Origin of the sequence: Blautia sp. JLR.GB0024, assembly GCF_037000545.1 — a bacterium.
Taxonomy (GTDB): domain Bacteria; phylum Bacillota; class Clostridia; order Lachnospirales; family Lachnospiraceae; genus Blautia; species Blautia celeris.
In genome coordinates this window covers 376,225-402,650 of sequence record NZ_JBANBF010000002.1, presented here as the reverse complement: position 1 = coordinate 402,650, position 26,426 = coordinate 376,225, and the positions used below count along the sequence as shown (strand labels likewise).

General features: G+C 48.8%; 21 protein-coding genes. 10 read left to right on the top strand and 11 right to left on the bottom strand.

Features of this window, described 5'->3' with window-relative positions; genetic code table 11:
* Positions 1 to 46 precede the first annotated feature (46 nt).
* Both V8Q34_RS05895 and V8Q34_RS05890 read right to left on the bottom strand, forming a co-directional pair.
* Positions 47 to 577: a spore maturation protein gene (locus V8Q34_RS05895; protein WP_033142108.1), complete on the bottom strand. Its 531-nt coding sequence runs from the start codon at positions 575 to 577 to the stop codon at positions 47 to 49.
* A gap of 80 nt (positions 578 to 657) precedes the next feature.
* On the bottom strand, positions 658 to 2,016 hold the full coding sequence (locus V8Q34_RS05890) for an MATE family efflux transporter (protein WP_033142107.1): 1,359 nt from the start codon (positions 2,014 to 2,016) through the stop codon (positions 658 to 660).
* 302 nt (positions 2,017 to 2,318) lie between these two features.
* On the opposite strand from V8Q34_RS05890, the gene V8Q34_RS05885 reads away from it, so the two are divergent.
* The 3 genes from V8Q34_RS05885 to V8Q34_RS05875 all read left to right on the top strand — a co-directional run bounded on the left by V8Q34_RS05885 (position 2,319) and on the right by V8Q34_RS05875 (position 5,253).
* Complete coding sequence (locus V8Q34_RS05885; protein WP_103731218.1) at positions 2,319 to 3,239, top strand: nucleotidyltransferase family protein; 921 nt, start codon at positions 2,319 to 2,321, stop codon at positions 3,237 to 3,239.
* Between the two features lie 2 nt (positions 3,240 to 3,241).
* Positions 3,242 to 4,354, top strand: a complete 1,113-nt coding sequence (locus V8Q34_RS05880; protein ID WP_335835065.1) for a phosphotransferase enzyme family protein — start codon at positions 3,242 to 3,244, stop codon at positions 4,352 to 4,354.
* A 74-nt stretch (positions 4,355 to 4,428) separates the two neighbouring features.
* Positions 4,429 to 5,253, top strand: coding sequence for a PocR ligand-binding domain-containing protein (locus V8Q34_RS05875; RefSeq protein ID WP_335835064.1), 825 nt, complete (start codon positions 4,429 to 4,431; stop codon positions 5,251 to 5,253).
* A gap of 16 nt (positions 5,254 to 5,269) precedes the next feature.
* On the opposite strand, the gene V8Q34_RS05870 is transcribed toward V8Q34_RS05875, so the two are convergent.
* Together V8Q34_RS05870 and V8Q34_RS05865 are read right to left on the bottom strand one after the other, a co-directional pair.
* Positions 5,270 to 5,833 (bottom strand): chromate transporter, encoded by a 564-nt coding sequence (locus tag V8Q34_RS05870; protein ID WP_148391930.1) that lies wholly within the window; start codon positions 5,831 to 5,833, stop codon positions 5,270 to 5,272.
* The gene (locus V8Q34_RS05865) at positions 5,830 to 6,411 is read right to left on the bottom strand and encodes a chromate transporter (RefSeq protein WP_335835063.1); all 582 of its coding nucleotides are present in this window, start codon (positions 6,409 to 6,411) and stop codon (positions 5,830 to 5,832) included. The genes V8Q34_RS05870 and V8Q34_RS05865 overlap by 4 nt, the downstream gene beginning before the upstream one ends.
* A gap of 108 nt (positions 6,412 to 6,519) precedes the next feature.
* On the opposite strand from V8Q34_RS05865, the gene V8Q34_RS05860 reads away from it, so the two are divergent.
* On the top strand, positions 6,520 to 7,401 hold the full coding sequence (locus V8Q34_RS05860; RefSeq protein WP_335835062.1) for a LysR family transcriptional regulator: 882 nt from the start codon (positions 6,520 to 6,522) through the stop codon (positions 7,399 to 7,401).
* A gap of 96 nt (positions 7,402 to 7,497) precedes the next feature.
* Here V8Q34_RS05860 and V8Q34_RS05855 read toward each other — a convergent pair whose 3' ends face one another.
* The 5 genes from V8Q34_RS05855 to V8Q34_RS05835 all read right to left on the bottom strand — a co-directional run bounded on the left by V8Q34_RS05855 (position 7,498) and on the right by V8Q34_RS05835 (position 15,377).
* Positions 7,498 to 8,772: a peptidyl-prolyl cis-trans isomerase gene (locus V8Q34_RS05855; protein WP_335835061.1), complete on the bottom strand. Its 1,275-nt coding sequence runs from the start codon at positions 8,770 to 8,772 to the stop codon at positions 7,498 to 7,500.
* Between the two features lie 97 nt (positions 8,773 to 8,869).
* Positions 8,870 to 12,439, bottom strand: coding sequence for a transcription-repair coupling factor (mfd, locus tag V8Q34_RS05850; RefSeq protein WP_335835060.1), 3,570 nt, complete (start codon positions 12,437 to 12,439; stop codon positions 8,870 to 8,872).
* Between the two features lie 99 nt (positions 12,440 to 12,538).
* On the bottom strand, positions 12,539 to 13,111 hold the full coding sequence (gene pth / locus V8Q34_RS05845) for an aminoacyl-tRNA hydrolase (protein WP_033144205.1): 573 nt from the start codon (positions 13,109 to 13,111) through the stop codon (positions 12,539 to 12,541).
* A gap of 34 nt (positions 13,112 to 13,145) precedes the next feature.
* Positions 13,146 to 14,096, bottom strand: a complete 951-nt coding sequence (locus V8Q34_RS05840; protein ID WP_033144204.1) for a TIGR03943 family putative permease subunit — start codon at positions 14,094 to 14,096, stop codon at positions 13,146 to 13,148.
* A gap of 30 nt (positions 14,097 to 14,126) precedes the next feature.
* On the bottom strand, positions 14,127 to 15,377 hold the full coding sequence (locus tag V8Q34_RS05835) for a GTP-binding protein (protein WP_335835059.1): 1,251 nt from the start codon (positions 15,375 to 15,377) through the stop codon (positions 14,127 to 14,129).
* A 444-nt stretch (positions 15,378 to 15,821) separates the two neighbouring features.
* Here V8Q34_RS05835 and nhaC point away from each other — a divergent pair, with 444 nt between their 5' ends.
* The 3 genes from nhaC (at position 15,822) to hisD (ending at position 19,531) form a co-directional block, all read left to right on the top strand.
* A complete protein-coding gene (nhaC, locus tag V8Q34_RS05830; protein ID WP_335835058.1) occupies positions 15,822 to 17,270 on the top strand; it encodes a Na+/H+ antiporter NhaC in 1,449 nt (482 codons plus the stop codon).
* A gap of 26 nt (positions 17,271 to 17,296) precedes the next feature.
* Positions 17,297 to 18,196 carry an acetamidase/formamidase family protein gene (locus tag V8Q34_RS05825; RefSeq protein WP_335835057.1) on the top strand — a complete coding sequence of 300 codons (900 nt, stop codon included), beginning with the start codon at positions 17,297 to 17,299 and terminating at the stop codon, positions 18,194 to 18,196.
* Between the two features lie 69 nt (positions 18,197 to 18,265).
* Positions 18,266 to 19,531 (top strand): histidinol dehydrogenase, encoded by a 1,266-nt coding sequence (hisD, locus tag V8Q34_RS05820; protein ID WP_033142898.1) that lies wholly within the window; start codon positions 18,266 to 18,268, stop codon positions 19,529 to 19,531.
* A 74-nt stretch (positions 19,532 to 19,605) separates the two neighbouring features.
* Here hisD and V8Q34_RS05815 read toward each other — a convergent pair whose 3' ends face one another.
* Positions 19,606 to 20,802, bottom strand: coding sequence for a MerR family transcriptional regulator (locus V8Q34_RS05815; protein ID WP_227210458.1), 1,197 nt, complete (start codon positions 20,800 to 20,802; stop codon positions 19,606 to 19,608).
* A 110-nt stretch (positions 20,803 to 20,912) separates the two neighbouring features.
* Complete coding sequence (locus tag V8Q34_RS05810; protein ID WP_033142900.1) at positions 20,913 to 21,956, bottom strand: PDDEXK nuclease domain-containing protein; 1,044 nt, start codon at positions 21,954 to 21,956, stop codon at positions 20,913 to 20,915.
* A gap of 304 nt (positions 21,957 to 22,260) precedes the next feature.
* Between V8Q34_RS05810 and V8Q34_RS05805 the strand changes: the two genes are divergently transcribed.
* The 3 genes from V8Q34_RS05805 (at position 22,261) to V8Q34_RS05795 (ending at position 26,400) form a co-directional block, all read left to right on the top strand.
* Positions 22,261 to 23,301, top strand: coding sequence for a threonine aldolase family protein (locus V8Q34_RS05805; protein ID WP_335835056.1), 1,041 nt, complete (start codon positions 22,261 to 22,263; stop codon positions 23,299 to 23,301).
* An 83-nt stretch (positions 23,302 to 23,384) separates the two neighbouring features.
* Complete coding sequence (locus V8Q34_RS05800; RefSeq protein ID WP_052099643.1) at positions 23,385 to 24,272, top strand: AraC family transcriptional regulator; 888 nt, start codon at positions 23,385 to 23,387, stop codon at positions 24,270 to 24,272.
* A gap of 130 nt (positions 24,273 to 24,402) precedes the next feature.
* Positions 24,403 to 26,400: a glycoside hydrolase family 31 protein gene (locus V8Q34_RS05795; protein ID WP_335835055.1), complete on the top strand. Its 1,998-nt coding sequence runs from the start codon at positions 24,403 to 24,405 to the stop codon at positions 26,398 to 26,400.
* Positions 26,401 to 26,426: the final 26 nt, after the last annotated feature.

Here is a 26,426-nt window from a genome sequence, read left to right as displayed (position 1 = left end):
GGAGCCCGGCATGCCGGACCCGTAACATGTGTTTTTCCATGGCTGTCTACACAGTCATCATCCCCGCCAGCCATACACTGGCCGCAATGCCTGCAAGTGTTGCAAGCAGAGCGCCGGGTATGGTATAGCGGGTATTTTTTACCTTTGCAGCTATAAAATAGACGGAGACGGTATAGAAAATAGTCTCCGTACAGGACATCATCACAGAGGCAATCAATCCAATCCTGGAATCCGTCCCGAATTCTTTGAAAATATCCAGTACCAGTCCTGTGGCCGCGCTGGAAGAGAACATTTTCACTATAGTCAGCGGAACAAGCTGGGCCGGGAATCCCACTGCTCCGGTCAGCCTGCCAAGCTGTCCGCCCAGCATATCCAGAAATCCGGATGCCCGCAGAACCCCCACGGCCACCATCAAACCTATGAGGGTGGGGAGAATCTGCACAACTGTCTTCAGACCATCCTTTGCACCTTTCACAAAATCCTCGTACACATCACATTTCATCAGGATTCCAAATCCCACTATGTAAAACAGAATAAGCGGAATGATAACTTCCGACAAAAAGAGCAAAATCCTCATACACTCACCGGCTGTCCCGTCTTTCTTCTAGTTTACGCGAAAGCCGCTCAAAAAAGTACCGGTATTGCAGCCGTTCCGGATCAGCCGCCTTTCACCACATTTTTCTTCCATCTTCCGGACAGCAGGAACCACACGATCAGAACCAGGCTGCCCGCTGAAGCTGCCGGAGCACCAATTCCCACACCCATGATTCCCATTCCCATAATACTGCCGAAGAACACGCTGGCCGGAATCCGCAGAAGCAGCGCGGAGAGCATGGAATTCATCAGTGTAAATGTGGTGTGTCCTGTGGCGATAAAAAGACCGTTCAGACAGAAGCAGAGCGGCACGAGCAGGTAATCAAAGCTGAAGGTACTGATATATTCCACACCGATCTTTATCATCTCTGCATTGCTGCTGTCAAACAGCCGCAGTATATCCTCCGGGAATACTCTGACCAGAATGAAAATAAGGTAACTGCAGACCACCGCGGCCAGGGTTCCCACTCTGCAGGTCTTCTTCACCCTGTCCCACTGCCCTGCCCCTACATTCTGGGCACACATGGTGGAAATGGAGCTTCCCATAGCCACTGCAGGCATAATGGCAAACCCGTTGAATTTTCCCACTACACCAACGGCCGCGGATGCATTGACACCTCCAATGGAGTTTACCAGTGCCGTTATGATCAGAAAGGAAAAGCTGGTCACTCCATTCTGAATGGCTGCCGGCGTGCCGATCTTAAAGATCATCTCCAGCTCCCGTTTGTAAATGCGGAAGGAGGAGGGGCGGAAATCAAAGACAAACCCGTTCTTTACCATATAGATAATGCACAGGATCATACTCAGCGCCTGGGAAATCACGGTGGCAACCGCGGCACCGAAGGCTCCCCATCCCAGGCCCGCCACCAGTACCAGGTCCAGGACGATATTGGTCACACAGGCGATCAGGACAAAATAAAAGGGCCTTTTGCTGTCCCCCATTCCTCTCATAACTGCTGACAGCACATTATAGCCGAATATAAAGATAATACCCGTCAGAGTCACCGTCAGATAGCGGCTGGCCTCCTCAAAGGATTCCTCCGGTGTGCGGATCCACCCCAGTATCTGTGTTTTCAGAAGAAGGGACACCACGGTAATGATGACAGCGGCGCAGATCAGAGTGGTCATCAGTGTTGCCACGGCCCTGCGCATCTCCTCCCTCTTCTGCGCCCCCAGATACTGGGCTATGAGTACGGTTCCTCCTGTACAGAGCCCTACTACAATATTCGTCAGAATAAATGTCACCTGGCCTCCGATATTCACGCCGGACATACTGACCGTACCGCTGAAATTTCCCACGATCAGCATATCCGCTACATTATAACAGGACTGGATAATATTGGACACCAGAAACGGGACGGCAAACAGGATCAGCTGTTTTACCACATTTCCCTTAGATAGATCTTTCTCAAAACTGCTCATATTTCACAACTCCTCTTTAGCATATCACTGTAAGCCTTCCGAATCTCTGCGGCAGACAGCATGGCATGTCTGCATGCTTTTCACCTGACTTTGCCGCTATTCGGGACTGACAGTTCCGTCTTTTATTATGAACCATATATCTTTTTTCTGCAATCCTTTATCTCTCATTGGATATTAGCACTATTCTTCTTTTTATCCGATAATGCTAATTTTGATACGAAATTCCATAGAATCCATACCTGTTTTCGATATAATAAGAATTAACAAAGCAAAGCACACGAAAGGAAAAGGAGAAGGTAGATATGATGACATTGGTGATTATGGCGGCTGGTATGGGAAGCAGATATGGCGGGCTGAAACAGATTGATCCGGTGGGAAGACACGGGGAATTTATCCTGGACTACTCCGTCTACGATGCCGTCAAGGCCGGATTTGACAAGGTGGTATTTATCATTAAGAAAGAAAACCTGGATGTATTCCGTGAGACCGTGGGAAAACGCCTGGAAAAAGTCATTCCGGTGGAATATGCGTTCCAGGAGATCACAGAGGTTCCCGAGGGCGTGAAGGTTCCCGAAGGCCGCACCAAACCCTGGGGCACAGCCCATGCGGTGTGGAGCTGCAGGAATCTGGTGGACGGTCCTTTCGCTGTCATCAACGCGGATGATTTCTATGGAAGGGAAGCATTCAGGCTGCTTCATGATTTCTTCCTGGAACAGCCCGAAGATACCTCCAAATATCATTACTGCATGGCCGGCTACCTTCTCAGGAATACCCTGACGGAAAACGGCCACGTGGCAAGAGGTGTGTGTACTGCTGACAACGGATATCTGACCACGGTTACCGAGCGGACCAAAATACAGCGGAACCAGGGACAGACACAATTTTACGAGGAGGGCCAGGGCTGGACGGACATTGATGAGAACAGCATTGTGTCCATGAACTGCTGGGGCTTTACCCCTGATATATTCGGTGAGATCGAACTGCAGATGCAGAAGTTCTTTAAAGACAGCACAGACGGCCTTGCGAAAAAAGAATTTTTCCTGCCCTCCGTGGTTCAGGAGCTGATGGATGCCGGAAAATGTGATGTAAAGGTTATGGACACCCCAGCCAAATGGTATGGCGTCACCTACCATGAGGATAAAGAAAAAATTGTAGCTTTCATTGAGCAGATGATCGGCGAGGGCGTATACCCGGAAACCCTCTGGAACGGAAAAGGAGAATGAAAATGCTGGATAAGATCAAAAACGAAATTGTAAAAGCTTTCCTCTTTGACGGAGACTTTATCTACGCGGAGCCATTTGGATGCGGACATATTAACGCCACTTATGCCGTGTATTTCCGACGGGAGACAAAACCTCCCGTGCGTTACATTCTGCAGGCAGTCAACACCACTATTTTTACAGACCCTCAGGGCCTGATGGAGAATATCCAGGGCGTCACCTCCCACCTCCGGAAAAAAATACAGGAGCAGGGCGGTGACCCTGAGCGTGAGACACTGACACTTGTCCCCACGCGTGACGGGAAGCTCCTCTACGAGGACAGTGACGGCGGATTCTGGAGAAGCTATCTTTTCATTGAAAATGCTGCCTGCCACCAGTCCGTGGACCGTCCGGTACTCTTCACCAACGCGGCAAAAGCATTCGGACATTTCCAGAAGCTGCTGGCTGACTATCCGGCTGATACGCTGCATGAGACCATTGCGGATTTCCACAATACCGTGAACCGATATGAGCTCTTTGAAAAAGCAGTGGCAGAAGATAAAGCAGGCCGGGCTGCCTCCGTAGAAAAAGAAATCCGGTTTTTCCTGGACCGGAAGGCGGACGGTGCTGTTGTGGTAGACGCCATTAAGGAAGGACGCCTTCCCCTGCGCGTTACCCACAATGACACCAAATTAAATAACATTATGATGGACAATGATACCGACGAGGGAATCTGCGTCATCGACCTGGATACCGTTATGCCCGGTTCCGTGCTCTATGATTTCGGTGACAGCATTCGTTTCGGCGCAAGCACCGCTGACGAGGATGAACAGAATCTTTCTCTTGTCTCTATGGATCTCGATCTCTTCGAGGCTTACACAGCCGGTTTTCTCTCCGAGGCAGGTGCATCCCTGACAGATGAAGAGATCCGCCTTCTCCCGTTCTCCGCCAAACTTCTGACCCTGGAGTGCGGAATGCGTTTCCTGACAGATTATCTGAACGGAGATACCTATTTCCGCATCCACAGGGAGCATCACAACCTGGACCGCTGCAGGACACAGATCACGCTTGTGGCGGATATGGAACGGAAGATGGAGGAAATGAAGAAGATCGTGGCTAAATATGTAAACAGAACTTGACTAATAGAAAAAACTGGCGTAAGATACGGACAATCCGATTTTACACCAGTTTTTTTATGCAAAGGAGAAAACATATGGAGCAGTCCCTGTCTATTGAACGTATACTGAAAGAGCTATATCACATATCCGGTTTCCGCATCAGCATTTATGATACGAATTTCCGGGAAATTGCCGCCTATCCCAGGGAACTGGGATGCTTCTGCGGTCTGATCCAGAAGCATCCGGAGGGAAAACGCCTCTGCGTGGAACATGATACCATGGCCTTTGGACGTGTGCGCGAACAGGAAAAACTCCATATCTATAAATGTCATTTCGGACTTTATGAGGCTGTTGCCCCTCTGTACAGCTTCGGCACCCTCACCGGTTATCTGATGATGGGACAGACGCTGGAGGCCGGACCGGATGCAGACCGGACGCCTTATGAGATGGCCCTTCCCCTTGTAACCGATGCCAATGCCCTTAAGGAGGCCATTGCCGGCATTCCTGTCCGGGAACAGGGGACTATTGACTCTCTGGTAACCATCATGGAAGTCTGTGCCCAGTACATTACACTCAGCAACCGTATGAATCTGTCTAAAAATGAGCTTGTCAGTGAAGTGCACAGCTACATCCAAAAGCACTATGACCAGAAACTCACCATTGATGACCTTTGCCGCCAGTTTTTCTGCAGCCGGGCCTCCCTGACCAGGAAATTCAGGGAAACCTATCACATTTCCATCCATGACTATATCTGCCAGGTACGTCTGGAAAACGGATGCAGACTCCTCCGGGGTACGTCCCTCAGCATCGGAGAAATCGCGTTTTCCTGCGGCTATGGGGACCAGAACTATTTTACCCGGGCCTTCTGCCGGACCTATGGGATGACACCCATGCAGTACAGGAAAAAGGAAACGATATAATCGACCTGTGTTTCCATCACATTCCGCTTATGATCCCAATACACAGATTCAGGACGCCGCAAAGGCTCATGACCAAAATGGGATTCCATTTCAGTTTTCGCAGCACCGCAAAAGCTGCCAGAAACAATCCCGCCCCGACCCAGTTGACTGCTTGCAGGCTGATCCCTGAGCCCGCGAAAAGCACCACGCGCAGTATGGAGATACCTGCCGCCGCAATGAGGGCCACCACAGCCGGTCTCAGACAGGCCAGTACAGACTGCATGGCAGATACGCCTTTGTATTTGTAATAAATGCAGGCCAGCAGGGATACGATCAGACAGGATGGCAGAATGCAGCCAAAGGTGGCGATGACAGCCCCCTGCCAGCCGGCTATCCGGATTCCCACAAATGTGGCAGAATTGACAGCTATAGGGCCGGGAGTCATTTCCGCTATGGTGATCAGATCTGTAAACTCACCCATGGTCAGCCATTTATGCGCCTCCACCACCTGATTCTGGATCAGGGGCATTGCCGCATAGCCGCCGCCCACACTGAACATTCCCACCTGAAGAAAGCTTAAAAACAACTTTATATAGATCATACTGTCTTCCCCTTTCTGTATATCCATAATGCCTTCCCTGCCCCGATGATACCGGCAGTCAGAATGATATAAATGACATTCACGTCAAAGAAGAAAGTAGCTGCAAAGGCCGCTGCCATAATGCCAATGCTGAGTCCGCTTTTTTCTTTGAACACATTGCTCCCCAATCCGCATACCACATCGAGGATCACTGCGGCAACACCTGCCTGCATCCCCTTTAACACCAATGCCACATACACATTGCTGGCAAATGCTGCATAGAAGAACGATATAACGGACAGGATAAACATGGGCGGAAGAATGGTCCCCAGCACCGCTGTCAGCATCCCGGCAAACCCGCACACACGCCAGCCCACTAAAATAGCGGCGTTTACGGCAATGGCCCCCGGTGAGGACTGGGCAAGCGCCGCCAGATCCAGCATTTCCTGCTCATCTATCCAGTGGAGTTCATCCACAAACTTTCTCTTCATAAATGTGACAATTACAAATCCCCCGCCAAATGTAAAACTGCTGATATACAGAGTACTGAAAAACAACTTCAGCAGCAGATTTTTTTTCTTTGTCTCTGTCTTTTCCATTTCCTTATAATGCCTCCTTTTCTTCATCATATCCCTTGTGTATCAATATGTAAAATGCTATTATTTTATTGATATAATATCATTTTAGTTATGAATCGGAGGAAAAACATGACGATAAGACATATGAAGATTTTTCTGGAGGTTTACCGGCTGGAAAATATCACGCAGGCAGCGAAAACCCTTCACATGACACAGCCTGCTGTTACTAGAACGATCCAGGAGATCGAACAGCATTACGGGGTACGATTGTTTGACCGGATGAACAGAAGGCTGTTCGTAACGGAAGCCGGGCGGCAGTTCTATGCACAGGCACTTCATATTGTGGAGTCCTTTGATATGATGGAAAAGGGACTGCTGAACGGGGACGCGTTTGGTGTGCTGCGGGTGGGGGCAAGTATTTCCCTCGGGAATTTTTTTCTGCCTGATCTGGTAAGTGCATTTTGCAGGGAGCGGCCGGACATGAAGGTTAAGGTGATGATCTCCAATGCGGGGAACCTGCAGAGAGGGCTGCTGAATAATGAGCTGGATCTTGCCCTGATCGAAGGGGGGATTTCCGAGCCTGAGCTGGAGACACGGGCTTTCTCAGAGGACAGGCTGGTGCTCATTGTGCCTGTGGGGCATGAGCTGGCGGTTAAAGAGAAGGTGTTTGTAAGGGATTTAAAGGAGTATGATCTTCTTGCAAGGGAGAAGGGGAGCGTGGGCAGGACACTGGTGGACCATGTGTTTGCAGTGAGAGGGATGACGCCGGAGCCTCTCTGGGAGAGCGCCAGTACGCAGGCGATCATTAAAGGGGTGCAGAAAGGGATTGGTGTGGCAGTGCTGCCGGAGATGCTGGTGGAGAGGGAAATATCGGAGGGAAGGGTTTGTAAGAGGGTGATTGAGGATGAGGGGTTTGAGAGGGTGCATTATGTGGTATGGCATAGGAATAAGTTTTTGACGGATGGGGGGAGGAGGTTTATGGATATGGCTGTGGAAATGGGAGGGCGATAAGGACGGTAAAAAAACTGCAGAGGTTCAGTTGATTGGCTGGACCCTGCAGTTTTAGTTATTCGGTGGATAGTGATTACCCGGTATTTAAAGATAGTGTTACTCGGCGTTTGCTGCGTCGGTGTTGTCAGTGTCAGTGGCTCCGGTATCGCCTGTATTGGTGTCGCCGGTGTCAGCGGTTCCGGTATCGCCTGTGTTGGTGTCGCCGGCGTCAGTGGCTCCGGTATCGCCTGTGTTGGTGTCGCCGGTGTCAGTAGCTCCGGTATCGCCTGTGTTGGTGTCGCCGGTGTCAGCGGCTCCGGTGTCACCTGTGTCGGTGGTCTCGGGCTGTTTGAAGGTATAGGAGTCGGAATCAGTTAAGGTTACTTTTTTCCAGACTTTTTTGTCTACGTCTATCTTGGTGTCTTTGCCCCACTCTTTCAGGAGGTCATTGTAGGCTTCCTGTTTGCGCTCGGTGACGATGCTTTCTTTTTTGGACTGAGTGGCGTCCTCGTCGAAGGTGGCATCCATGCGGGCAACATAGTAGGCGTCCTCGCCTTCAATGACTTCAGGGGCTACCTGTCCGTCGGTCAGGGACTTAACGGCTTCCTTGAGTTTATCGTCCAGGGCAGTGTCGTCGCTGCCGAAGGTTTTGGTGGATGCAGTCAGGTTCTCGTCCACCTCTTTAGCAAGGGCATCCATATCTGCGGCTGCCGGGTCTTCCTGGGCATTGATTTTGTCAAGGACGGCCTGAGCCTGGTCTTTTTTGGCCTGTTTCTCTTCATCGGTCAGTTCCACGGTTTTGCCTTCCTCATCCTGGGTTCCGGCTATGGATATCTGGCAGACGGTTATTTTGCTCTGTGCAGCTTCGGAATCCTCCACGTTGGTGTCCACATCAGCAGTCATGGGGTCGTACATTTTTTCCTGGTAGGTGTAGAACTCCAGGATGGTTTCAATATCAGACTGGCTGACAGCCAGCTTGGCAATGGTGTCTGCATCGTTGTCATCCATGAATTTCTTGGCTGCCTCTTCGATTTTTTTCTGCTCGTCCTCTGTGATGGTCACGTCATAGTCCTTGGCATGCTGTTTTAAGAGTACCATGTTATGTATCTGGTCCATCATGTCGTCTTTTGTGTTTTCACCGTAAGTTTTGCCGTCCTCGCCTTCCTGATCCCAGATTCCGGCTGTGGAGCCGCCGAACATGGAATAGTATGAGGCCATCTGTGCCTGTGTCATGCGAAGCATCATATTGGCCGTTCCCAGAGTTATTTTATCATCACCGCAGGTAGCAGCTATTTTCGTTCCGTCCAATGATTTCCCGCAGCCAGCAAGGCTTGTGGTTCCCAGAACCACTACAAGTCCCGCGCAGGCGAGAGTTTTTGTAAATTTATTCATAAAGTCCTCCTGTGTTTTCCTGTTTCCCCAAGGGGTATGAGATAAAGCATCGGCCATAGGGTGCGCCGACGCTTTATAGTATAAGCTTTTTTTCCGTTCAGGGCAAGGGATTTTCCTCTTTTTCCTGTAAAATCCCCTCAAATTCGTGGAGAATACCGGACAATATATCCATAGCGTCCAGAATCTCTTTTGGCCTGCGGCCCTTTAAAGATACCAGGAAATATGGCTGGCCTTCCATACGCATGGTCATGTTGTTCTTGTATTTTTCCAGAATAGCCGGGAATCCTGAAGCGTCCAGTTCTGCACGCTCAAACATGGAAATTTTCACCTCTGTGCCGTTCTGTTTGATCTCACGCACATAGACTTTGTGAGCAAGGGCCTTCAGATTGGCGATCGCCAGCAGGTTCTGTACGGATTTCGGCGGCTCCCCGAAACGGTCCATGAGCTCCTCCAACATATCCTCGTACTCCTCCTGGTTCTCTATGCCGGCAATGCGTTTGTATATGTCCAGCTTCTGGTATTCGTTTGGAATGTAGCGGGGAGGGATGAAGGCATCCATATCCAGGTCGATGGTTGTCTCGAAGTCCTCCTGCTGTTTGATTCCTTTTGCCTCCTTTACCGCCTCACTCAGCATCTTGCAGTAAAGGTCATATCCCACTGCCTCCATATGGCCGTGCTGCTCCGCGCCCAGTAAGTTTCCGGCACCGCGGATCTCCAGATCACGCATGGCGATCTTGAAGCCGCTTCCCAGGTCCGTGAACTCACGGATGGCATGAAGGCGTTTTTCCGCCACTTCCTTGAGCATTTTGTTCCTCTTATACATGAGGAATGCGTAGGCGGTGCGGTTGGAACGGCCCACGCGGCCCCTGAGCTGATAGAGCTGGGACAGGCCCATCTGGTCCGCATCGTGGATGATCATGGTATTGGCATTGGAGATGTCCAGACCCGTCTCAATGATGGTGGTGGAGACAAGCACATCAATCTCACCGTTGATAAAACCATACATGATTTTCTCCAATTGATGCTCGTGCATCTGTCCATGGGCAAATGCCACATTTGCCTCCGGGACCAGCTTTGCTACACGGTTGGTGATCTCATCTATGTCATTGACCCGGTTATAAACGTAATAGACCTGGCCGCCTCGGGCGATCTCCCGGCTGACAGCTTCCCGGACCATCTCCTCATTGTACTCCATGACATAGGTCTGTATGGGAGTTCTGTCCATGGGGGCCTCCTCCAATACGCTCATGTCACGGATACCGATCAGGCTCATGTGCAGGGTTCTCGGAATAGGAGTAGCTGTCAGCGTGAGAACATCCACATTTTCCTTCAGACTTTTGATCTTCTCCTTATGGGTCACGCCAAATCGCTGCTCCTCATCCACGATGAGAAGGCCCAGGTCTTTGTATTTTACGTCTTTTGAGAGAAGACGGTGGGTGCCGATAACAATGTCCACCAATCCCTTCTGCAGATCTGTTATGGTCTTCTTCTGCTCCGCCGGTGTTTTAAAACGGCAGAGCAGGTCCACACGGACCGGAAAATCCTTCATTCTCTGGATAAAAGTGTTGTAGTGCTGCTGTGCCAGAATGGTTGTGGGGACAAGATACACTACCTGTTTGCTCTCCTGCACGGCTTTGAAAGCTGCCCGGATGGCGATCTCTGTCTTGCCGTATCCCACGTCGCCGCAGACCAGGCGGTCCATGATCTTCCTGCTCTCCATATCGTGTTTTGCAGCATCAATGGCATTTAGCTGGTCTTCCGTCTCCTCAAAGGGAAACATCTCCTCAAATTCCTTCTGCCACACTGTGTCAGGCCCGTACTGATAGCCGTTCTGGGACTGTCTGGCAGCGTAGAGCGCCACCAGATCCTTGGCAATGTTCTTTACAGCGCCTCTTACCCTTGTCTTTGTCTTCTTCCACTCCTGACCGCCCAGTTTGTTGAGTTTCGGCGCTTTCGCATCCGCTCCGGCGTATTTCTGCAGCATATCAAGCTGGGTTGCCAGAATGTAAAGATTGCTCCTGCCGGAGTATTCGATCTTAATATAATCCTTGACGATTTTGTCTACCGTGACCTTCTCAATGCCGCGGTAAATACCAAGGCCATGGTTTTCATGGACTACATAGTCGCCCACATTCAGTTCGGAAAAGCTCTGGATCTTCTTTCCGCTGTACTCAGTCTTCTTCCTGCGCTTTTTCTTCTCCTGCCCGAAAATATCGGTTTCGGTGATCAGGACAAATTTGATCAGCGGGTATTCAAATCCGCGCTTTGCGTGGCCGTAGGCAGTCATGATCTCGCCCGGGGATATGGTTCTGTCCATGTCCTCCGTGTAAAAACTGTTGAGTTCCTGTTCCTGAAGGTCCTGGGCAAGCCTCTGGGCCCTTGTCCTGGAACCGGAGAGGAGAAGCACCTGGTAGCCGTTCTTCTTCCAGTATTTCAAATCTTTAACCAGCAGCTCAAAGCTGTTGTTATAGGAATTCACAGATTTTGTGACTGTGCGGTACTGTCCGTTTATTTCCCAGTCTGCTTTCTGCTGCTCCATGGTACAGACGGATACACAGTTTTTCCGGTTCAGACGGTAGACCACCTTTTTCCATCCGCACAGCAGGTCTGTCTGACCGGCAAGGAGGTAGCCTTTTTCCAGGCGGTTCTTCATGCTCTCCCGAAATTCTGTCTCCACAGCCTCCCCTTTTTCCAGAAGACGGTTTGTCTCATCCAGGAATACAAGGGTATTATCCTCATCAAAATAGTCCAGAAATGTCACAGGCTCCTTATAAAAATAACGGATAAAGTGTTCTGCTGCCGCAAAGTCCTCGAACTCCTTCATGGCATTTACCGCTTCCTCCACCGTGTTTTTAAGTCTGCCTGCCTCCTCTGTGAGAAATGCCTCCCGGAGCTTTTTCACAGATGTATTCTTTTCCTTCTCAATGGCCTTTAAGCCCTTTTCCAGTACCTCCTGGGTCAGCACCATTTCCGCCGCGGGATAGATGGTGATCTCCTCGAGATTTTCTATGGAGCGCTGGCTCTCTGTCTCAAAGCTTCGGATAGAATCAATCTCATCGCCCCACAATTCTATTCGAATAGGGTTTTCCTCCGTGAGAAGAAACAGGTCCACAATACCGCCGCGGATGGCAAACTGTCCCGGCGCTTCCACCTGGGCGCTGTACTCAAATCCCATGTTGATCAGATCTTTTTTCAGCTTTTGAAGGTCCAGCACACTGTCATTTTTAAAATGCAGCACGTGCTGCTCAATGACGGACAGCGGCAGCAGATAGTCCATGCAGCCGCCCATACTGGTGATGACGGTCACGCCTTTCTTCTGCAGAAGGGCTGCGATCACCTGCATCCTCTGTTTCGTCAGCAGATTTCCGTGGATATCTGCCTGGAAGAAAATCAGATCCTTTGCAGGGTAGAGAAGCACCTCCCTGTCGTAAAAACGGTAATCCTCATAGAGTTCTTTTGCCTTCAGGTCATTTTCGGCAATGATGAGACAATTGGTATTGTCCCGCTTCCCGTCCTGCCTCATGCCCTCAAACAGGCCGTACATCACATGGGCTTTCTGGGATTCAATGCAGCCGGACAGCTGCAGAACACCCCTGTTCTTTGGAAGGCGGCTTCTGATTTCCTGATATTCATTTAAATTTAAAAGTGGCTGTATGACTGCTTGCATATCCCTCTCCTGTTACCCGGCATTTATATGCAGATATCCGCCCTATGGCAAAGTGGTTTTCATAGGCGGATACCCGCTGCAATTCCATTGACTGAATCATTACTTCTTTTTTGCATTATATTTGTTCATGGCAGCATCTATGCCTTCGCTGAGTATCACTTCCACTGCATCCGCAGCCTCCCCGATGGCTTTATCCACTTCCTCCCTCTCCTGGGTGGAAAAGCGGCCCAGCACATAATCAGCCAGATCCCAGCCTGCCGGTTTTGCACCCACACCCACCTTGATACGGTAAAAATTCTGGGTGCCGAGCTGTGCGATAATGCTTTTCATTCCATTATGCCCTCCGGCGCTGCCTTTTTTCCGGATGCGTATCTGTCCCGGCTCCAAATCTATGTCATCGTAAATGACGATCAGCTCTGTCTCCGGGTCTATTTTATAGTAATTGATAAACTCCCGTACAGAATCACCGCTCAGGTTCATATAGGTAAGGGGCTTTGCCAGTATCACTTTTTCACCAGCGATCATCCCTTTGCCGTACATTGCCTTGTGCTGGATGCCTGATCCGGGAATCCTATGCCGGTCAACCAGCTCGTCCACGGTATCAAACCCCATATTGTGGCGGGTTCTCTCATACTGTTTTCCCGGGTTTCCAAGTCCTGCAATTAAATACATGTGGTTGATTCTCCTTAGTTATTTCCTCGCTTTTTTAGTTGAAATATACCAGTTCTTCTTTCAGCGGCTCTGTCTGTTCCACGGATACTGCGGTGAGCACAGGACCCTCTTTATTGTAGAAGTCCATATACTCATAATCCACTTCTGCCACAACCTTCACCCATTTTCCTGTTCTTAAAGAACGTGCTTCCGGGCTTTTGCAGACATAGCCGATAAATGTGGTATCATCCGCACAGCAGGTCATAGCCATACGGCCGGGCACAAACATATCTTTCGCAAATTCTCTGGATTTTAAAACCATGCCTGTGAAAGAAACTTTTTTCCCTTTGTAGGTTTCCGGATGGTCCATGGCGTCAATGAACCAGATGCCGTAATCCTCGTCCATGATCTCAATAATATCTGCGTTTACGTCAAAAGGCATTTCATCTTCAAAAATATTTTCAATCTCGCCTTCCTCATCCTCGAAGATGATCTCTGCTGCTTGATTCACTACTTTCACACTTCTGCGGAAGGTTGCCAGCGGCATACCCTGCTCGCAGCGGTTAAAAAGAACCATGTCCGCATTTCTTATCATTTCCACAAAAAGGGATTTCATGTTGTTCATATACACCTGGAAGGTGCTGGCATCCACCGTCACAATGTGCTGGACGATTCCCCAGCCTTTCGGCATATCCATCTCTTCCAGTTTACTGAGCTGCCACATGCCGTTGTATTCAATAATAATGCGGGCCGGATTGTAAAATGCATCGTATGCCACAAGACGCTCCGGCGTCAGTTCCTCGGGGTTGTCCAGGATTTCCACAGAAGTCCTGCTCTTTTTTAATGCCTGTTTGTCAAACTCCTCCTCACCTTCCTCACAGAGGATCAAAAGTGTGGGGCCGTCTATCTGAAAATAATCCTGCTCAATGGTAAAATTCAGGAAAGAGGTCTTGCCGCTCTCCAAAAATCCTGCCATGAGATAAATAGGTACTGTAATTTCATCCATTTTTCCACGTCCTTTCCCTAGAGCTTGTTCTTATGCCAGTTTAAAAAGTTTTTCCAGACTGCTTTCTTTGAGCTTGGAGCCGATCACACAGATCCTGCCCGTATATTCCGGTGAACCTTCACGCACATCTGCCTCGCCCGGTACCATGTCAAAATAAATCCAGCTTCCGTTTTTGCCTTCTACCATTCCTTTTGCACGAAGGATCATGCCGTATTCCTCATCGTCTGACAGTGCTTCCAGGATAACATGGATTTCTTCTTCTGTGTAAGTTTTGGCTGTCTCGCGTCCCCAGCTGGTGAAAACTTCGTCTGCGTGATGGTGATGATGGTCATGGTCATGGTGGCCATGGGTGTGACCGCAGCCGCAGGATTCGGTGTGGTGGTGGTCGTGATCACATTCCTCTTCATGGTGATGCTCATGGCCGCATTCCTCTCCGTGGTGATGGTCATGACTGCATTCCTCTCCATGGTGATGGTCATGATCACATTCCTCTCCATGGTGATGCTCATGACCGCATTCCTCTCCATGGTGATGCTCATGACCGCATTCCTCTCCATGGTGATGCTCATGACCGCATTCCTCTCCATGGTGATGCTCATGACCGCATTCCTCTTCATGATGATGCTCATGGTGTCCGCCGCATACCGGGCATACTTCCTCTTCCAGAAGCTCTTTTTCCAGAGAACGGTTATTTTCCATGGTATCCAGAATTTTTGCCCCGGATAATTTTTCAATCGGTGTTGTGATAACTGCAGCCGACTTATTCAATCCGCGGATTATCTGAAGGGCTGCGATTACCTTCTCCTCTGCCGCTTTGTCCGTTCTGCTCAGGATAATAGTCCCTGCATACTCTATCTGATTGCTGAAAAATTCACCAAAATTCTTCATATACATTTTGCATTTCATAACATCCACAAGTGTTGTGAAGCTGTTGAGTTTTATGTCAACCTCTCCTTCCACTTTTTTAACTGCTTTGATCACATCGGATAGTTTTCCTACACCTGAGGGCTCAATGATAATACGGTCCGGCTCATACTTCTGAATCACCTCTTTTAAAGCCTCCCCAAAATCCCCGACCAGGGAACAGCAGATACAACCGGAATTCATTTCACGAATCTCAATTCCGGCCTCCTTCAGAAAACCGCCGTCGATACCAATCTCTCCGAACTCATTTTCAATGAGCACTACCTGCTCGCCTTTGTATGCCTCTTTCAGAAGCTTTTTAATCAAAGTTGTCTTACCTGCTCCCAAAAAACCCGAAAAAATGTCAATCTTTGTCATCTCTGTCTCATCCTTTCAAAATTAATTTTATTTATATTGTATCTGAGTATGTCTGAAACTTATTATCTGCCTGTAGATCCAGCCAATTTCATATCCGTCCACGGCCGGTATCTCTCTGCCCGACCATAACACGGTAAAAGGGGACGAAAGTACCACTTCCGCCCCTGCTGTGCATGAATTTGTCCAAAACGCTTTTGCGTTCTTATCATATTATCATATGTTGATAGAAATTAGCAAGATTTTTTCGTCCAGAAAAAGAGCAATTTTCTGACACGCTGTAACAGTACAGACAAGCTGAACCGTTACGACACACTCTGATACAAAATATGGAGTATACTCCATGAAATCCTTCTTTTTCCTTGTTGACATTGGTTTTACAGGCTATGATAGTCTTAATTCATCAAAAGCTGAAGCGTTTTTCAGTAAGAATGGAGGAAAAGATTTATGAATGCAAAAGAAAAAGTGAAGAAAGAGCCTACCCTGCTCCTGGCTCTGACACCGGTAGTGCTGACTGTCATCATCCTGATTTTTTCTGTGTCTGTGCTGAAGGTGGATGTTCAGGTTCCGCTTATACTGGGTACCTGCATTACGGCATTTATTGCCATTGTCTTTCTGGGTTACACCTGGCAGGATTTGGAGGATGGGGCCATTGAATCGCTGAAAAGTATTATGCAGGCTGTGCTGCTGCTGATCATCATCGGCGCTACCATTGGAACCTGGATTGTGGGCGGTGTAGTTCCTGCACTCGTTTACTACGGGCTGCAGATTCTCACGCCTGCCTTCTTCCTGGTGGCCTGTATGATCCTGTGCAGTATTGTCTCCCTTGCTGCAGGCGGTTCCTGGGCTACTGTGGGCACCATCGGCATTGCCCTTGTGGGAATCGCAAAGGGACTGGACATTCCTGTCGGTCTGGCAGGCGGTGCCATTATATCCGGTGCCTATTTCGGTGATAAAATGTCTCCCCTGTCCGATACCACGAACCTGGCTGCTGCCATTGCGGGCGCAAAACTCACAGACCATATCAAACATATGATGTACACTACTGTCATTGCCTATGGTATTTCCATTGTGGGCTTCGGTATCATCGGTTTCCGTTTTGCCGGACAGGAGTTAGACCACGGACAGATCAACGGAATCCTGGACGCTCTGGCTGCCAACTATAACATTACCCCCTGGCTGCTCCTGGTACCTGTCATTGTAATTGTCCTGATTGCCCTAAAAGTCCCGGCTATCCCCGGTCTCTTCGCCGGAACAGTGCTCGGTATGATCTGCGGGGTTGTCTTCCAGCATCAGGATTTATCCATTGTGTTCAATGCAGTACAGAACGGTGTTGTAGTTGAGACAGGCCATGCCATGGTAGATGAACTTCTCACAAGAGGCGGACTGATGAGCATGATGTGGACGGTTTCCCTTATCATCTGCGCCCTGTCCTTCGGCGGTATACTGGAATGTACCGGCATGATGAGTGTAATCGCCAACAAACTGCTGGAATTTGCCAAAAATACAGGCTCACTGGTGCTTGTCACCATTATCTCTGCCCTGTTCTGCAATGTACTCCTTGGAGACCACTGCATTGCCATTGCCATTCCGGGCAGAATGTTCAAGGATGAATACCGAAAGCGCGGACTTGCCCCGAGGAACCTCTCCCGTGTACTGGAGGATGCCGGCACTGTCACTTCCCCGCTCATCCCCTGGAATACCTGCGGTGCCACCATGTCCGGCTTCCTGGGTGTGCCCACACTGACCTATCTGCCTTACTGCTTCTTTAATATCCTCTGCCCTATCGTCTCAGCCATCTTTGGCTTTACAGGGCTGACCATCATGAAGCTGGAGGATGACCCTTCTTCTGACCAGTATGTGGAAAAGAAGGAAAAACGCCTTGTTAAAGAATAAAAATGTTTGTTTTCTGGAGGAACTTTATGAAAAATCTTAACCGGGACCAAGTGATCTATACCATGAGCAGAGAGCACGCTCCTGTTCTCACAGTTAAAAACGGTGAAACCGTCACAGTACATACCTATGACTGTTTTAAAGACAGGCTGATCCCAGATGACAGCTCCTTTGACTCTCTGCTCTTTGATGAGTTAAACCCCGCCACAGGCCCCATTTTTGTTGAAGGCGCCAAACCGGGGGATACTCTGAAAGCAGAGATCCTGGATATCTCCCTCGCCCCCACAGGCGTAACGGAAATTGATTCTGAATTTGGCTGCCTTGCTCATTTGGTGAAAACCCCTGCCGTCAAACGTCTGCCGGTAAGAAACGGAAAGATCGGCTTCAGCCCCAGGCTTTCCCTTGACTTAAAACCCATGGTCGGTGTCATCGGCGTAGCCCCGGCAGGACAGGCTATCCCCACAGATACACCTGATTCCCACGGCGGAAATATGGACTGTACCCAGATTAAAACAGGTTCCAGTATTTATTTCCCTGTTGCTGCAGAAGGTGCGCTTTTATCTCTGGGTGATCTTCATGCCTGCATGGGCGACGGGGAAATCGGAGGCTGCGGTGTGGAAATCGCAGGTGAGGTCACCTTAAAACTGACCGTGATCCCCGATCATCAGAAACCATACCCTATTGTTGTCACTGACAAAGAGGTTATGGCTGTTGCCTCCTGCAAAACAGTGGATGAGGCCTGGGCCAAAGCTGTGGAGTACCTGCATGATTACATGGTAACCGAAACAGAACTGACCTCTGATGAGGCGATCATGCTCCAGTCCATAGCTGCAGACCTGTCCATCTGCCAGACTGTAAATCCGAACAAAACGGTGCGTATGTCCATCCCTTTAAAATATCTGGAGGCATACGGATACCGGCAGAAATAATCTGCTTGCCAAAGCATTTCCCTCTCTTGTATACTGGATGTAACAACCAGCTGCAAGGGAGGGATTTTTTTGGAATATTTGAAAAAAGCAAAGCCTGTGGACCGTCAGAAGCAACAGAATCTGGAAGCCGAAGTCCATGCCATTATCAGGGATGTCTCCGCAAGGGGAGACAGAGCTTTGATTGAATACAATACACAATTTGACGGAAATACACGCACAAGCCTGCGCATTTCCCCGGAGGAAATCCGACGGGCCTATGATCTTACTTCCCCTGCATTGATCGAGGACCTGAAAACCACGGCACAGCGTCTGGAGGATTTCGCCCTGAAACAGAAGGCTTCCCTGCACGGTTTTTCCGATTATGAAATATCTCCGGGCATTTTTCTCGGACAGAAGATCATTCCGGTGGACTCCTGCTGCTGTTATGTTCCGGGCGGCGGGTATCCGCTGTACTCCACTGCCCTGATGATGGGCATTACTGCCCGGACAGCAGATGTGAGAAGAATTGCCATGTGCACGCCTGCCGTCAACGGGACAGACAGTGTCCACCCTTCCACCCTGGTAGCCATGGATATTGCCGGGATCCGTGAAATATACGCGCTGAGCGGTGCCCATGCGGTTGCCGCCTTTGCCTGCGGAACAGAGCAGATAGAACCTGTGGACATGATCGTAGGCCCGGGCAACCAGTATGTGACAGAGGCCAAGCGCCAGTGTTACGGGCGTATCGGTATTGACTTTCTGGCCGGCCCCAGTGAAATTCTGGTTATCGCTGACCGGGAGGCAGACCCTGCCTGCATCGCGGCGGACCTTCTCTCAGAATCTGAACATGACTCCCAGGCGATTGCCCGGCTGATCACCACAGATAAGACACTTGGGCTTGAGGTAATCCGTCAGGTGGAAAAGCAGCTTCCCGAGCTTGAGACAGAGGACATTGCATCCGCCTCCTGGAACACCTGCGGTGAAGTTATACTGGCAGACTCCCTGGATGACGCATGCCGTCTTGCCAATGCCTTTGCCCCGGAACATCTGGTGTTGCAGTTTGCCGGTGCAGAGGCCTATACGGATAAATTTAAGAATTACGGTTCCCTGTTTATGGGAAAATATTCTGCTGTTGTATACAGTGACTATGTAAACGGCATTAACCATACCCTGCCCACAGGAAAGGCCGCCCGGTACAGCGGCGGTGTCTGGATCGGTACCTTTTCCAGGGTCTGCACGACCCAGCGGCTGACAAAGGAGGCTGCTCATCAGGTTGCAGCACTTGCCTCCCACCTGGCGGAAGGGGAAGGTTTCCCGGGACATGCCAATGCTGCAGCCATACGGCTGAAATCCTGAAAAGACTTGAAATCCTATAAACTTTTTGCAGGATGGAAAAAAACAGGCCGATGACCGGAAGAATCCTCTTCCGGTCATCGGCCTGTTTTTTGTGTGCCTGTCTTTTGTACTGCTGTACTTTCCTCTGTTTTGCTCTCATACAGTAAAAGCTGGTTCCCTTTTCCGACTTCCACCGGGCAGTCGATCGTACGCTCTTTTATAAGCGCATATCCATTCTCTTTCATTTCCTCAAGGAACTGTTTTTTATCAAATAATCTTTCTTCATTTTTTCCGGAGAAATAGCAGCCTATAATCTCGCCGTTTTCCTTCAGATATTCCAGCATCCGGCCGGACATAGATTCCCCGCGGCATGTTTCTCTGTAATTCGAGCTGAAATAGTCGATCAGCAGATCCACGCTTCCCTTTTTCAAAGGATAATTACCGCTTCCATCGGCAATATACAGAATGTCAAGGTCAAGCTTCAGGTACTCAATCCTCTCTTTGTACATTCTGAGCACCTGTGGATAACGGTCTGTAATGATGAACAGCACACGGTTCTCTATTTTTCTAAAATGCGTATACAAATAAAAAAATTCATTGATATCCGTCTCCATAACCACCCTGTCATAGAGCTGCATCCCTGAAATACGATGAAGGAGAAAGTTATAGCTTCTCTGCAGCATCGTCACCACAGATGCGGGAAGATCTTTATATTTTTCCCGCTCCAGATCCGCACCCCCGTCCGCTTCATCTGCCGCGCTGGGTGACAAAATGATCCCGTCCCTGATCTCAAGGGCATATCCGCAGGAACAGGCCAGTTTTCCATTATAAATATATCTGCTGTTCATCTGCACCTGCTCAACGGCAAAGGCTTCTCCGCAGAAAGGACAGCGCAGGTATTCCAACGCTTTTAGGGGAGCGCCCACTAGCACTTTATCCCCTGCTGTCTCGATGGCAAAGGATTTCTCTTCCTCTTCTATACGCGCAATCTCATCTTCGATATTTTCAATATCCTTTCGCAGGGATTTTTTCTTTTTGTCCAGAAGAATCAGGTACTCGGCTATTTCCTGGGGTTCTACCCAGTTGGAAGTGCGCCGCAGAGACAAAACTTTCTGGATCTCTTTCAACAGGAATCCCATTTCCTTCAGCTTATGAATCCAGCGGATGTCCTCAATACTGTCCTCACTGAAATCATACAGATTCCCATGCCTCCCGGGAACCAGAAGGCCCAGCTCCATGTAGTAGCGGATTGTATCCTGGGATATATGCAGTAATTTTGAAACCTCACCTATTTTGATACAACCTCACCTCTCTTCTCACCCGGATCGCTGCGCCAGCAGATGCACACTGCGGTTCAATTTCACTTTTATATTTCACACTTAACTTTATTTCTTAGTGCTTGTTAATCATCATACTCATCATCATATTCCATTGCCTGACGTTCTCTGGCTTCCTCTAATGCTCTGTTAATCTGCTCTGTTAACAAATGCTTTTCCGGCAAAACAGTCAAATACTGTGAAACACGAATGCCCGCCTTATCTAACTGTAAAAGTTCAATTTGCTCGTTTCCTCCTTCTGTACATAAAATCAGCCCTAAAGGAGTTTCCTCGCCGTCCTGCATTTCATACTTTTCCAACCAGCGCAGATACAATTCCATCTGTCCTTTATACGACGCCTTAAACTTTCCGAGTTTTAGTTCTACCGCTACCAATCTATGTAATGCCCTGTTGAAAAACAACATGTCCAGAAAAAAATCCTCACCGTCTATTACCATATGCTTCTGCCGTTCAACAAATGTAAATCCTGTTCCTAACTCCATTATAAATTTCTCCAGTTCGGTCAACAGCATTTCTTCAAGGTTTTTTTCTTTAAAATTACCTCTTAATCCGGTAAAATCAAGAAAATATGGATTGTGAAAAACAATATCCGGAGACACTTTATCTTTATTCTTTAGTTCCGCAATCTCCTGTCTGATCAATTCTTCTGGCTTTGAACTGATTGCGGTTCTTTCATACAACATGCCACTTATTTTTTTCCGCAATGTTCTGACATTCCATTTTTCATATCTGCATAATTCCGCATAAAAATCTCGTGCAACATCATCTTTTACAGGAATCAATGCAACGAAATGTGACCAGGATAATTGTCGTGACAGTGTAACGACATTCTCCAACGAAGGAAAACTTTTTGCAAACTGCATCATCCTTCGTAATTTTTTCTCATCATAACTGTTACCATAATATGCTGTTAATTGTCGTGACAACGTCACGACTATCTGCTTTCCGTATTGAGCTCTGGCGTTTCCCAATACATCTTCATTAATTCGATTTCCAATATTCCAAAATAATATTGTGATTTCCGCATTAGCAACGGCCGCTACTTTTGTTTTTGACTCCTGTATGAGATGATTTATATCTTGAAATAATTTATTTACGGTCTCTTCCATATACACCTCTCCTCATGAACATCATAATGTGTTATATCAATCCAACAGTTCATCCAAAACTTGCCTCGTTGCGCCCATTATATTGCGAACTGCGTTCCCAATCTTCTGCAGTCGCCAAATGTGAGCAAGCTCCCACTTGGCTCGTTGCGCCCATTATATCAACAAAAACGGACATTTTCAACGAAATGATTTGTTTTTCCTGCAAAGTGTGATAGAATGTAGCTTGAAACAGCAGCATGTCATTCGGAGCCTGAAAAACGGACTTCGGATGCGGATAGAAATACAGGAAAAGGGGATTTTTGCCATGTATAGTTTTCAGAATGATTACAGTGAAGGAGCGCACCCTAACATACTCAGGGCGCTGGAAACCATCAATTATCACCAGAACAATTCATACGGACTGGACGAGCACAGTGACAACGCAAGGGAATTGATTCAGGAAGCACTTGAGGATTACAGCGTGGACATTCATTTTATCGCCGGAGGTACTCTCACCAACCTGACTTTTATCTCCCATATTCTGCGTCCATATGAAGCTGTTTTAAGTGCCGATACCGGTCACATCAACACTCACGAGACCGGGGCTATTGAATCCACGGGGCATAAGGTATTTTCCATTCCCGCGGATGACGGAAAACTGACACCGGACCTGATTCGTCCTGTCTTAAAATTACATGAAAATGAACACTGGGTGGAACCACGCCTGGTTTATATATCCAATCCCACAGAGGTGGGAACTGTTTACACCAAAGAAGAGCTGGAAACTCTGTATGCCTTCTGCAAACGCCACGACCTGTATCTGTACATGGACGGCGCGCGCCTGGCTATGGCCCTGGCTGTGGAGGAGACACACCTGACCTTCCCGGACCTGCCGGATTTATGTGACGCCTTCTACATCGGCGGAACGAAAGTGGGCGCCATGTTCGGCGAGGCTCTTGTTATTGTAAAAGAAGAATTTAAAGACCATTTCCGCTTCAATATGAAACAGCACGGAGCAATCCTTGCAAAGGGCTGGATGATGGGCGTTCAGTTCGAGGAACTTTTTAAAGAAGGGCTGTATCTGGAGCTTGGACGCAAAGGTGTTGCCATGGCACAGATTCTTAAGGATGTGTTTGAAAAAGCAGGCATCCCGCTTCTGGCGCCGGCACCTACCAACCAGGTATTCCCTATCTTCCCGGATGCTCTGGCGGAAGCGGTAAACGAAAGATTCCTGACCACCTTCCAGTGCAAACCCGATTCGGAACACACCTGCCTCAGATTCTGTACTTCCTGGGCAACCAGTGAGGATGCAGTCAGGGATTTCGCCTCAGAGTTTGAGGATCTGGCAGCCAAATTCAACAGATAACACCTGAACTTAAACTTAATGTAAAGGCATTCCGGAAGCTTCTTAATCCTGAATGCCTTTTTTTATTATAGGAGACTCCTTATATGAATATCGATCCAGCCGTCAATGATAATTTAAAAGAACAAGCAGCCCACGGAAGCCATGAATTTCCCCTTCAGGTATATCAGGACATGGAATACTGCGAAAACGGGCTGATCCTTTACAACCACTGGCATGAAGAGGCAGAGATCCTCTTTGTGACAGAAGGCATGATGGAGCTGGTGGTAGACGGCATTTCCATCATTGCCGGAAAAGACACCATTGTACTGATCCCCCCAAACCAGCTTCATGGTGCCTATCAATACAGGGATCAAACCTGCCGTTTTACCTCCATTGTGTTCCACCCTGACTTTATTTCCAGTAAAAATCAGGATGCCATCCAGGCCGGACAGTTAAATCCGTTCTTTGAGAACAGCTTTGTGTCCTCCTATGTTATATACGGCACGGATTTGAAATGTGAGGCTGTTCAGCATCTCCTCGGGGAACTCACAGCAGCCTATCACGCCTCCCATCCCTATCGGGAACTGCTGATCAAGGGATACCTTTACCAGATTTTATTTCATCTTCTGATAAAAGAAGAAAAGCACAATATAAAATCCACATCCGACTATATAAATGAGGAGCGAAAAAAGAAGATTCTAAGATACATTGATGAAAATTACCAGAACCCCTTAAACCTTGATTCCCTTGCCAAATCCGTCTCCCTGAGCAGGGAACAGTTCTGCCGTTTTTTCAAAAAATCTTTCCGCTCCACCCCTGTCTCTTACCTGAACCGCTACCGCATTAACCGTTCCATGTCGCTGTTAAGGGAGACCGGTCTTCCCGTCATAGATATTGCTCTTGCTGTAGGATTTGACAGCAGCAACTACTTTGCCGTATCTTTCCGAAAGGCAACGGGAATGACACCCAGCCAGTTTAGAAATATGACATGATTTTAATATACCCTGACATCATAATAGATGTTTTTTCCCCGGGATAATCTTATAATACTGGAAAATGAACGTCAGCCGTGATTGTCCGGCCAGAGCGCTACACAACTTATTTATCTACAGGAGGAAAATTATGTCATTCTTTACCCAAAGCGAAAATTATATTGAATACCACAATGCCGGCGAAACCCTCCGCATTATGGCATGGGGCGCAAACAGCCTGAGAGTTGTTTCCGTACCCTCCGGTCCCCTGGACCTTTCAAGCAGTGCCCTGAAAGAACAGGAACCGTCACACACACAGATTCAGGCAGACGAGGAAACTGCCACGATCACAAACGGCAAAATCTCCGCTCTCATTGACACAAGAGGCTGGAACAGCGCGGCGGTTGTCACCTTCTTTGACGACAAAAAGGAAATACTGCTCAAAGAGATGGACGGCGGCGGCGCCCTGATCCGCAGGGCCCGTAAATTTTCCCCTTATATCGGCGGCGATTACCGTCTGAAGGTCAGCTTTGAGGCCAACAAGGACGAAAAAATATACGGCATGGGCCAATATCAGCAGGACATCCTGGATTTGAAAGGCTGCAATATTGAACTGGCCCACAGAAACTCCCAGGCATCCATCCCCTTCTATGTATCCAGCAAAGGCTACGGCTTCTTCTGGCACAATCCCGCCATCGGCAGCGTCTCCTTCGGCAAAAATGTAACAGAGTGGCGGGCTGACAGCACCAAAAAAATGGATTACTGGATCACAGCAGGCGACACTCCCGCTCAGATCGAATCTCAGTACAGCCAGGTGACAGGGCGCGCTCCCATGATGCCGGAATGCGGACTGGGCTTCTGGCAGTGCAAACTGCGCTACCATAACCAGGAACAGGTATTGTCTGTTGCCAGAGAATATCACCGCCGGGGCATTCCTGTGGATGTGTTTGTGGTTGACTATTATCACTGGCCGCGGTGCGGAGACTACCGTTTTGATGAGCATTTCTTCCCGGATCCCAAGGCCATGGCGGAAGAACTGCGCTCTTACGGAATGGAACTTATGGTATCCGTGTGGCCCCAGATCGACTGGCGCAGTGAGAACTTCAAGGAGATGCGCCAGAAGGGTCTTCTCGTCCAGACAGAACACGGCCTGAACGTCCAGATGGATTTCCAGGGCAACAATGTATTCTATGATGCCACCAACCCTGAGGCCAGAGAATATGTCTGGGAGAAATGCAGAAAGAATTACAGGGAAAACGGAATCAAACTCTTCTGGCTGGATGAAGCGGAACCGGAATATACCACCTATGATTACGAAAACTACCGTTACTATGCCGGAAGCGTCATGCAGCAGGGAAACATTTACCCCAGAGAATACGCCCGCGGCTTCTATGAAGGCCAGAAAGCAGCTGGCCAGGAGGACGTTCTGAACCTGGTGCGCTGTGCATGGGCAGGAAGCCAGCAGTACGGTGCCCTGATCTGGTCCGGCGATATCCACTCCACCTATCAGGATTTCCGCAACCAGATCGTGGCCGGCCTGCAGATGGGGCTCTCCGGAATCCCCTGGTGGACAACAGATATCGGCGGCTTCCACGGCGGCAACATTTATGACAAGGACTTCCAGGAACTGCTGATCCGCTGGTTCCAGTTCGGCGCCTTCTGCCCTGTTATGCGCCTTCACGGCAACCGCCTCCCGCGCACACCGCTCTACAAAGCAGACGGAGAGGAGACTGAGGGAACCGGCACAGACAATGAGATTTGGAGTTATGGGGAAGAAAATTACCAGATCATGAAGAAATTCATTGAGATCCGTGAAATGATGCGGGATTATACCAGAAGCCTTATGGCTGAGGCCCACGAGACAGGCGCTCCGGTTATGCGTACCATGTTCTATGAATTCCCGGAGGATTTAAACACCTGGGAACTGGATACCCAGTACATGTACGGCCCGGACATTCTGGCAGCTCCTATTGTGGAACCCCACGCCTTCAGGCGGAAGGTCTATCTGCCTAAGGGCAGCACCTGGACCAATGCCCATACGGGTGAAATTCTGGAAGGCGGACAGTGGATCGAAGCGGAAGCTTCCATGGATACCCTTCCTGTATTTCTGCGGGATGGCAGACAGGAATATCTGATCAAAAATATATAATATAAAATTCAGTGTTGACAATTTTC

What these genes read in the sequence shown, in the direction of transcription:
- V8Q34_RS05870 (WP_148391930.1), bottom strand. Translation starts at nt 5,833, where the DNA reads ATGATCTATATAAAGTTGTTTTTAAGCTTTCTTCAGGTGGGAATGTTC.
- V8Q34_RS05895 (WP_033142108.1), bottom strand. Translation starts at nt 577, where the DNA reads ATGAGGATTTTGCTCTTTTTGTCGGAAGTTATCATTCCGCTTATTCTG.
- V8Q34_RS05840 (WP_033144204.1), bottom strand. Translation starts at nt 14,096, where the DNA reads ATGGATGAAATTACAGTACCTATTTATCTCATGGCAGGATTTTTGGAG.
- V8Q34_RS05795 (WP_335835055.1), top strand. Translation starts at nt 24,403, where the DNA reads ATGTCATTCTTTACCCAAAGCGAAAATTATATTGAATACCACAATGCC.
- V8Q34_RS05855 (WP_335835061.1), bottom strand. Translation starts at nt 8,772, where the DNA reads ATGAATAAATTTACAAAAACTCTCGCCTGCGCGGGACTTGTAGTGGTT.
- pth (WP_033144205.1), bottom strand. Translation starts at nt 13,111, where the DNA reads ATGTATTTAATTGCAGGACTTGGAAACCCGGGAAAACAGTATGAGAGA.
- V8Q34_RS05810 (WP_033142900.1), bottom strand. Translation starts at nt 21,956, where the DNA reads ATGGAAGAGACCGTAAATAAATTATTTCAAGATATAAATCATCTCATA.
- V8Q34_RS05825 (WP_335835057.1), top strand. Translation starts at nt 17,297, where the DNA reads ATGAAAAATCTTAACCGGGACCAAGTGATCTATACCATGAGCAGAGAG.
- V8Q34_RS05865 (WP_335835063.1), bottom strand. Translation starts at nt 6,411, where the DNA reads ATGGAAAAGACAGAGACAAAGAAAAAAAATCTGCTGCTGAAGTTGTTT.
- V8Q34_RS05890 (WP_033142107.1), bottom strand. Translation starts at nt 2,016, where the DNA reads ATGAGCAGTTTTGAGAAAGATCTATCTAAGGGAAATGTGGTAAAACAG.
- V8Q34_RS05835 (WP_335835059.1), bottom strand. Translation starts at nt 15,377, where the DNA reads ATGACAAAGATTGACATTTTTTCGGGTTTTTTGGGAGCAGGTAAGACA.
- V8Q34_RS05805 (WP_335835056.1), top strand. Translation starts at nt 22,261, where the DNA reads ATGTATAGTTTTCAGAATGATTACAGTGAAGGAGCGCACCCTAACATA.
- V8Q34_RS05875 (WP_335835064.1), top strand. Translation starts at nt 4,429, where the DNA reads ATGGAGCAGTCCCTGTCTATTGAACGTATACTGAAAGAGCTATATCAC.
- V8Q34_RS05800 (WP_052099643.1), top strand. Translation starts at nt 23,385, where the DNA reads ATGAATATCGATCCAGCCGTCAATGATAATTTAAAAGAACAAGCAGCC.
- V8Q34_RS05880 (WP_335835065.1), top strand. Translation starts at nt 3,242, where the DNA reads ATGCTGGATAAGATCAAAAACGAAATTGTAAAAGCTTTCCTCTTTGAC.
- V8Q34_RS05860 (WP_335835062.1), top strand. Translation starts at nt 6,520, where the DNA reads ATGACGATAAGACATATGAAGATTTTTCTGGAGGTTTACCGGCTGGAA.
- nhaC (WP_335835058.1), top strand. Translation starts at nt 15,822, where the DNA reads ATGAATGCAAAAGAAAAAGTGAAGAAAGAGCCTACCCTGCTCCTGGCT.
- V8Q34_RS05885 (WP_103731218.1), top strand. Translation starts at nt 2,319, where the DNA reads ATGATGACATTGGTGATTATGGCGGCTGGTATGGGAAGCAGATATGGC.
- mfd (WP_335835060.1), bottom strand. Translation starts at nt 12,439, where the DNA reads ATGCAAGCAGTCATACAGCCACTTTTAAATTTAAATGAATATCAGGAA.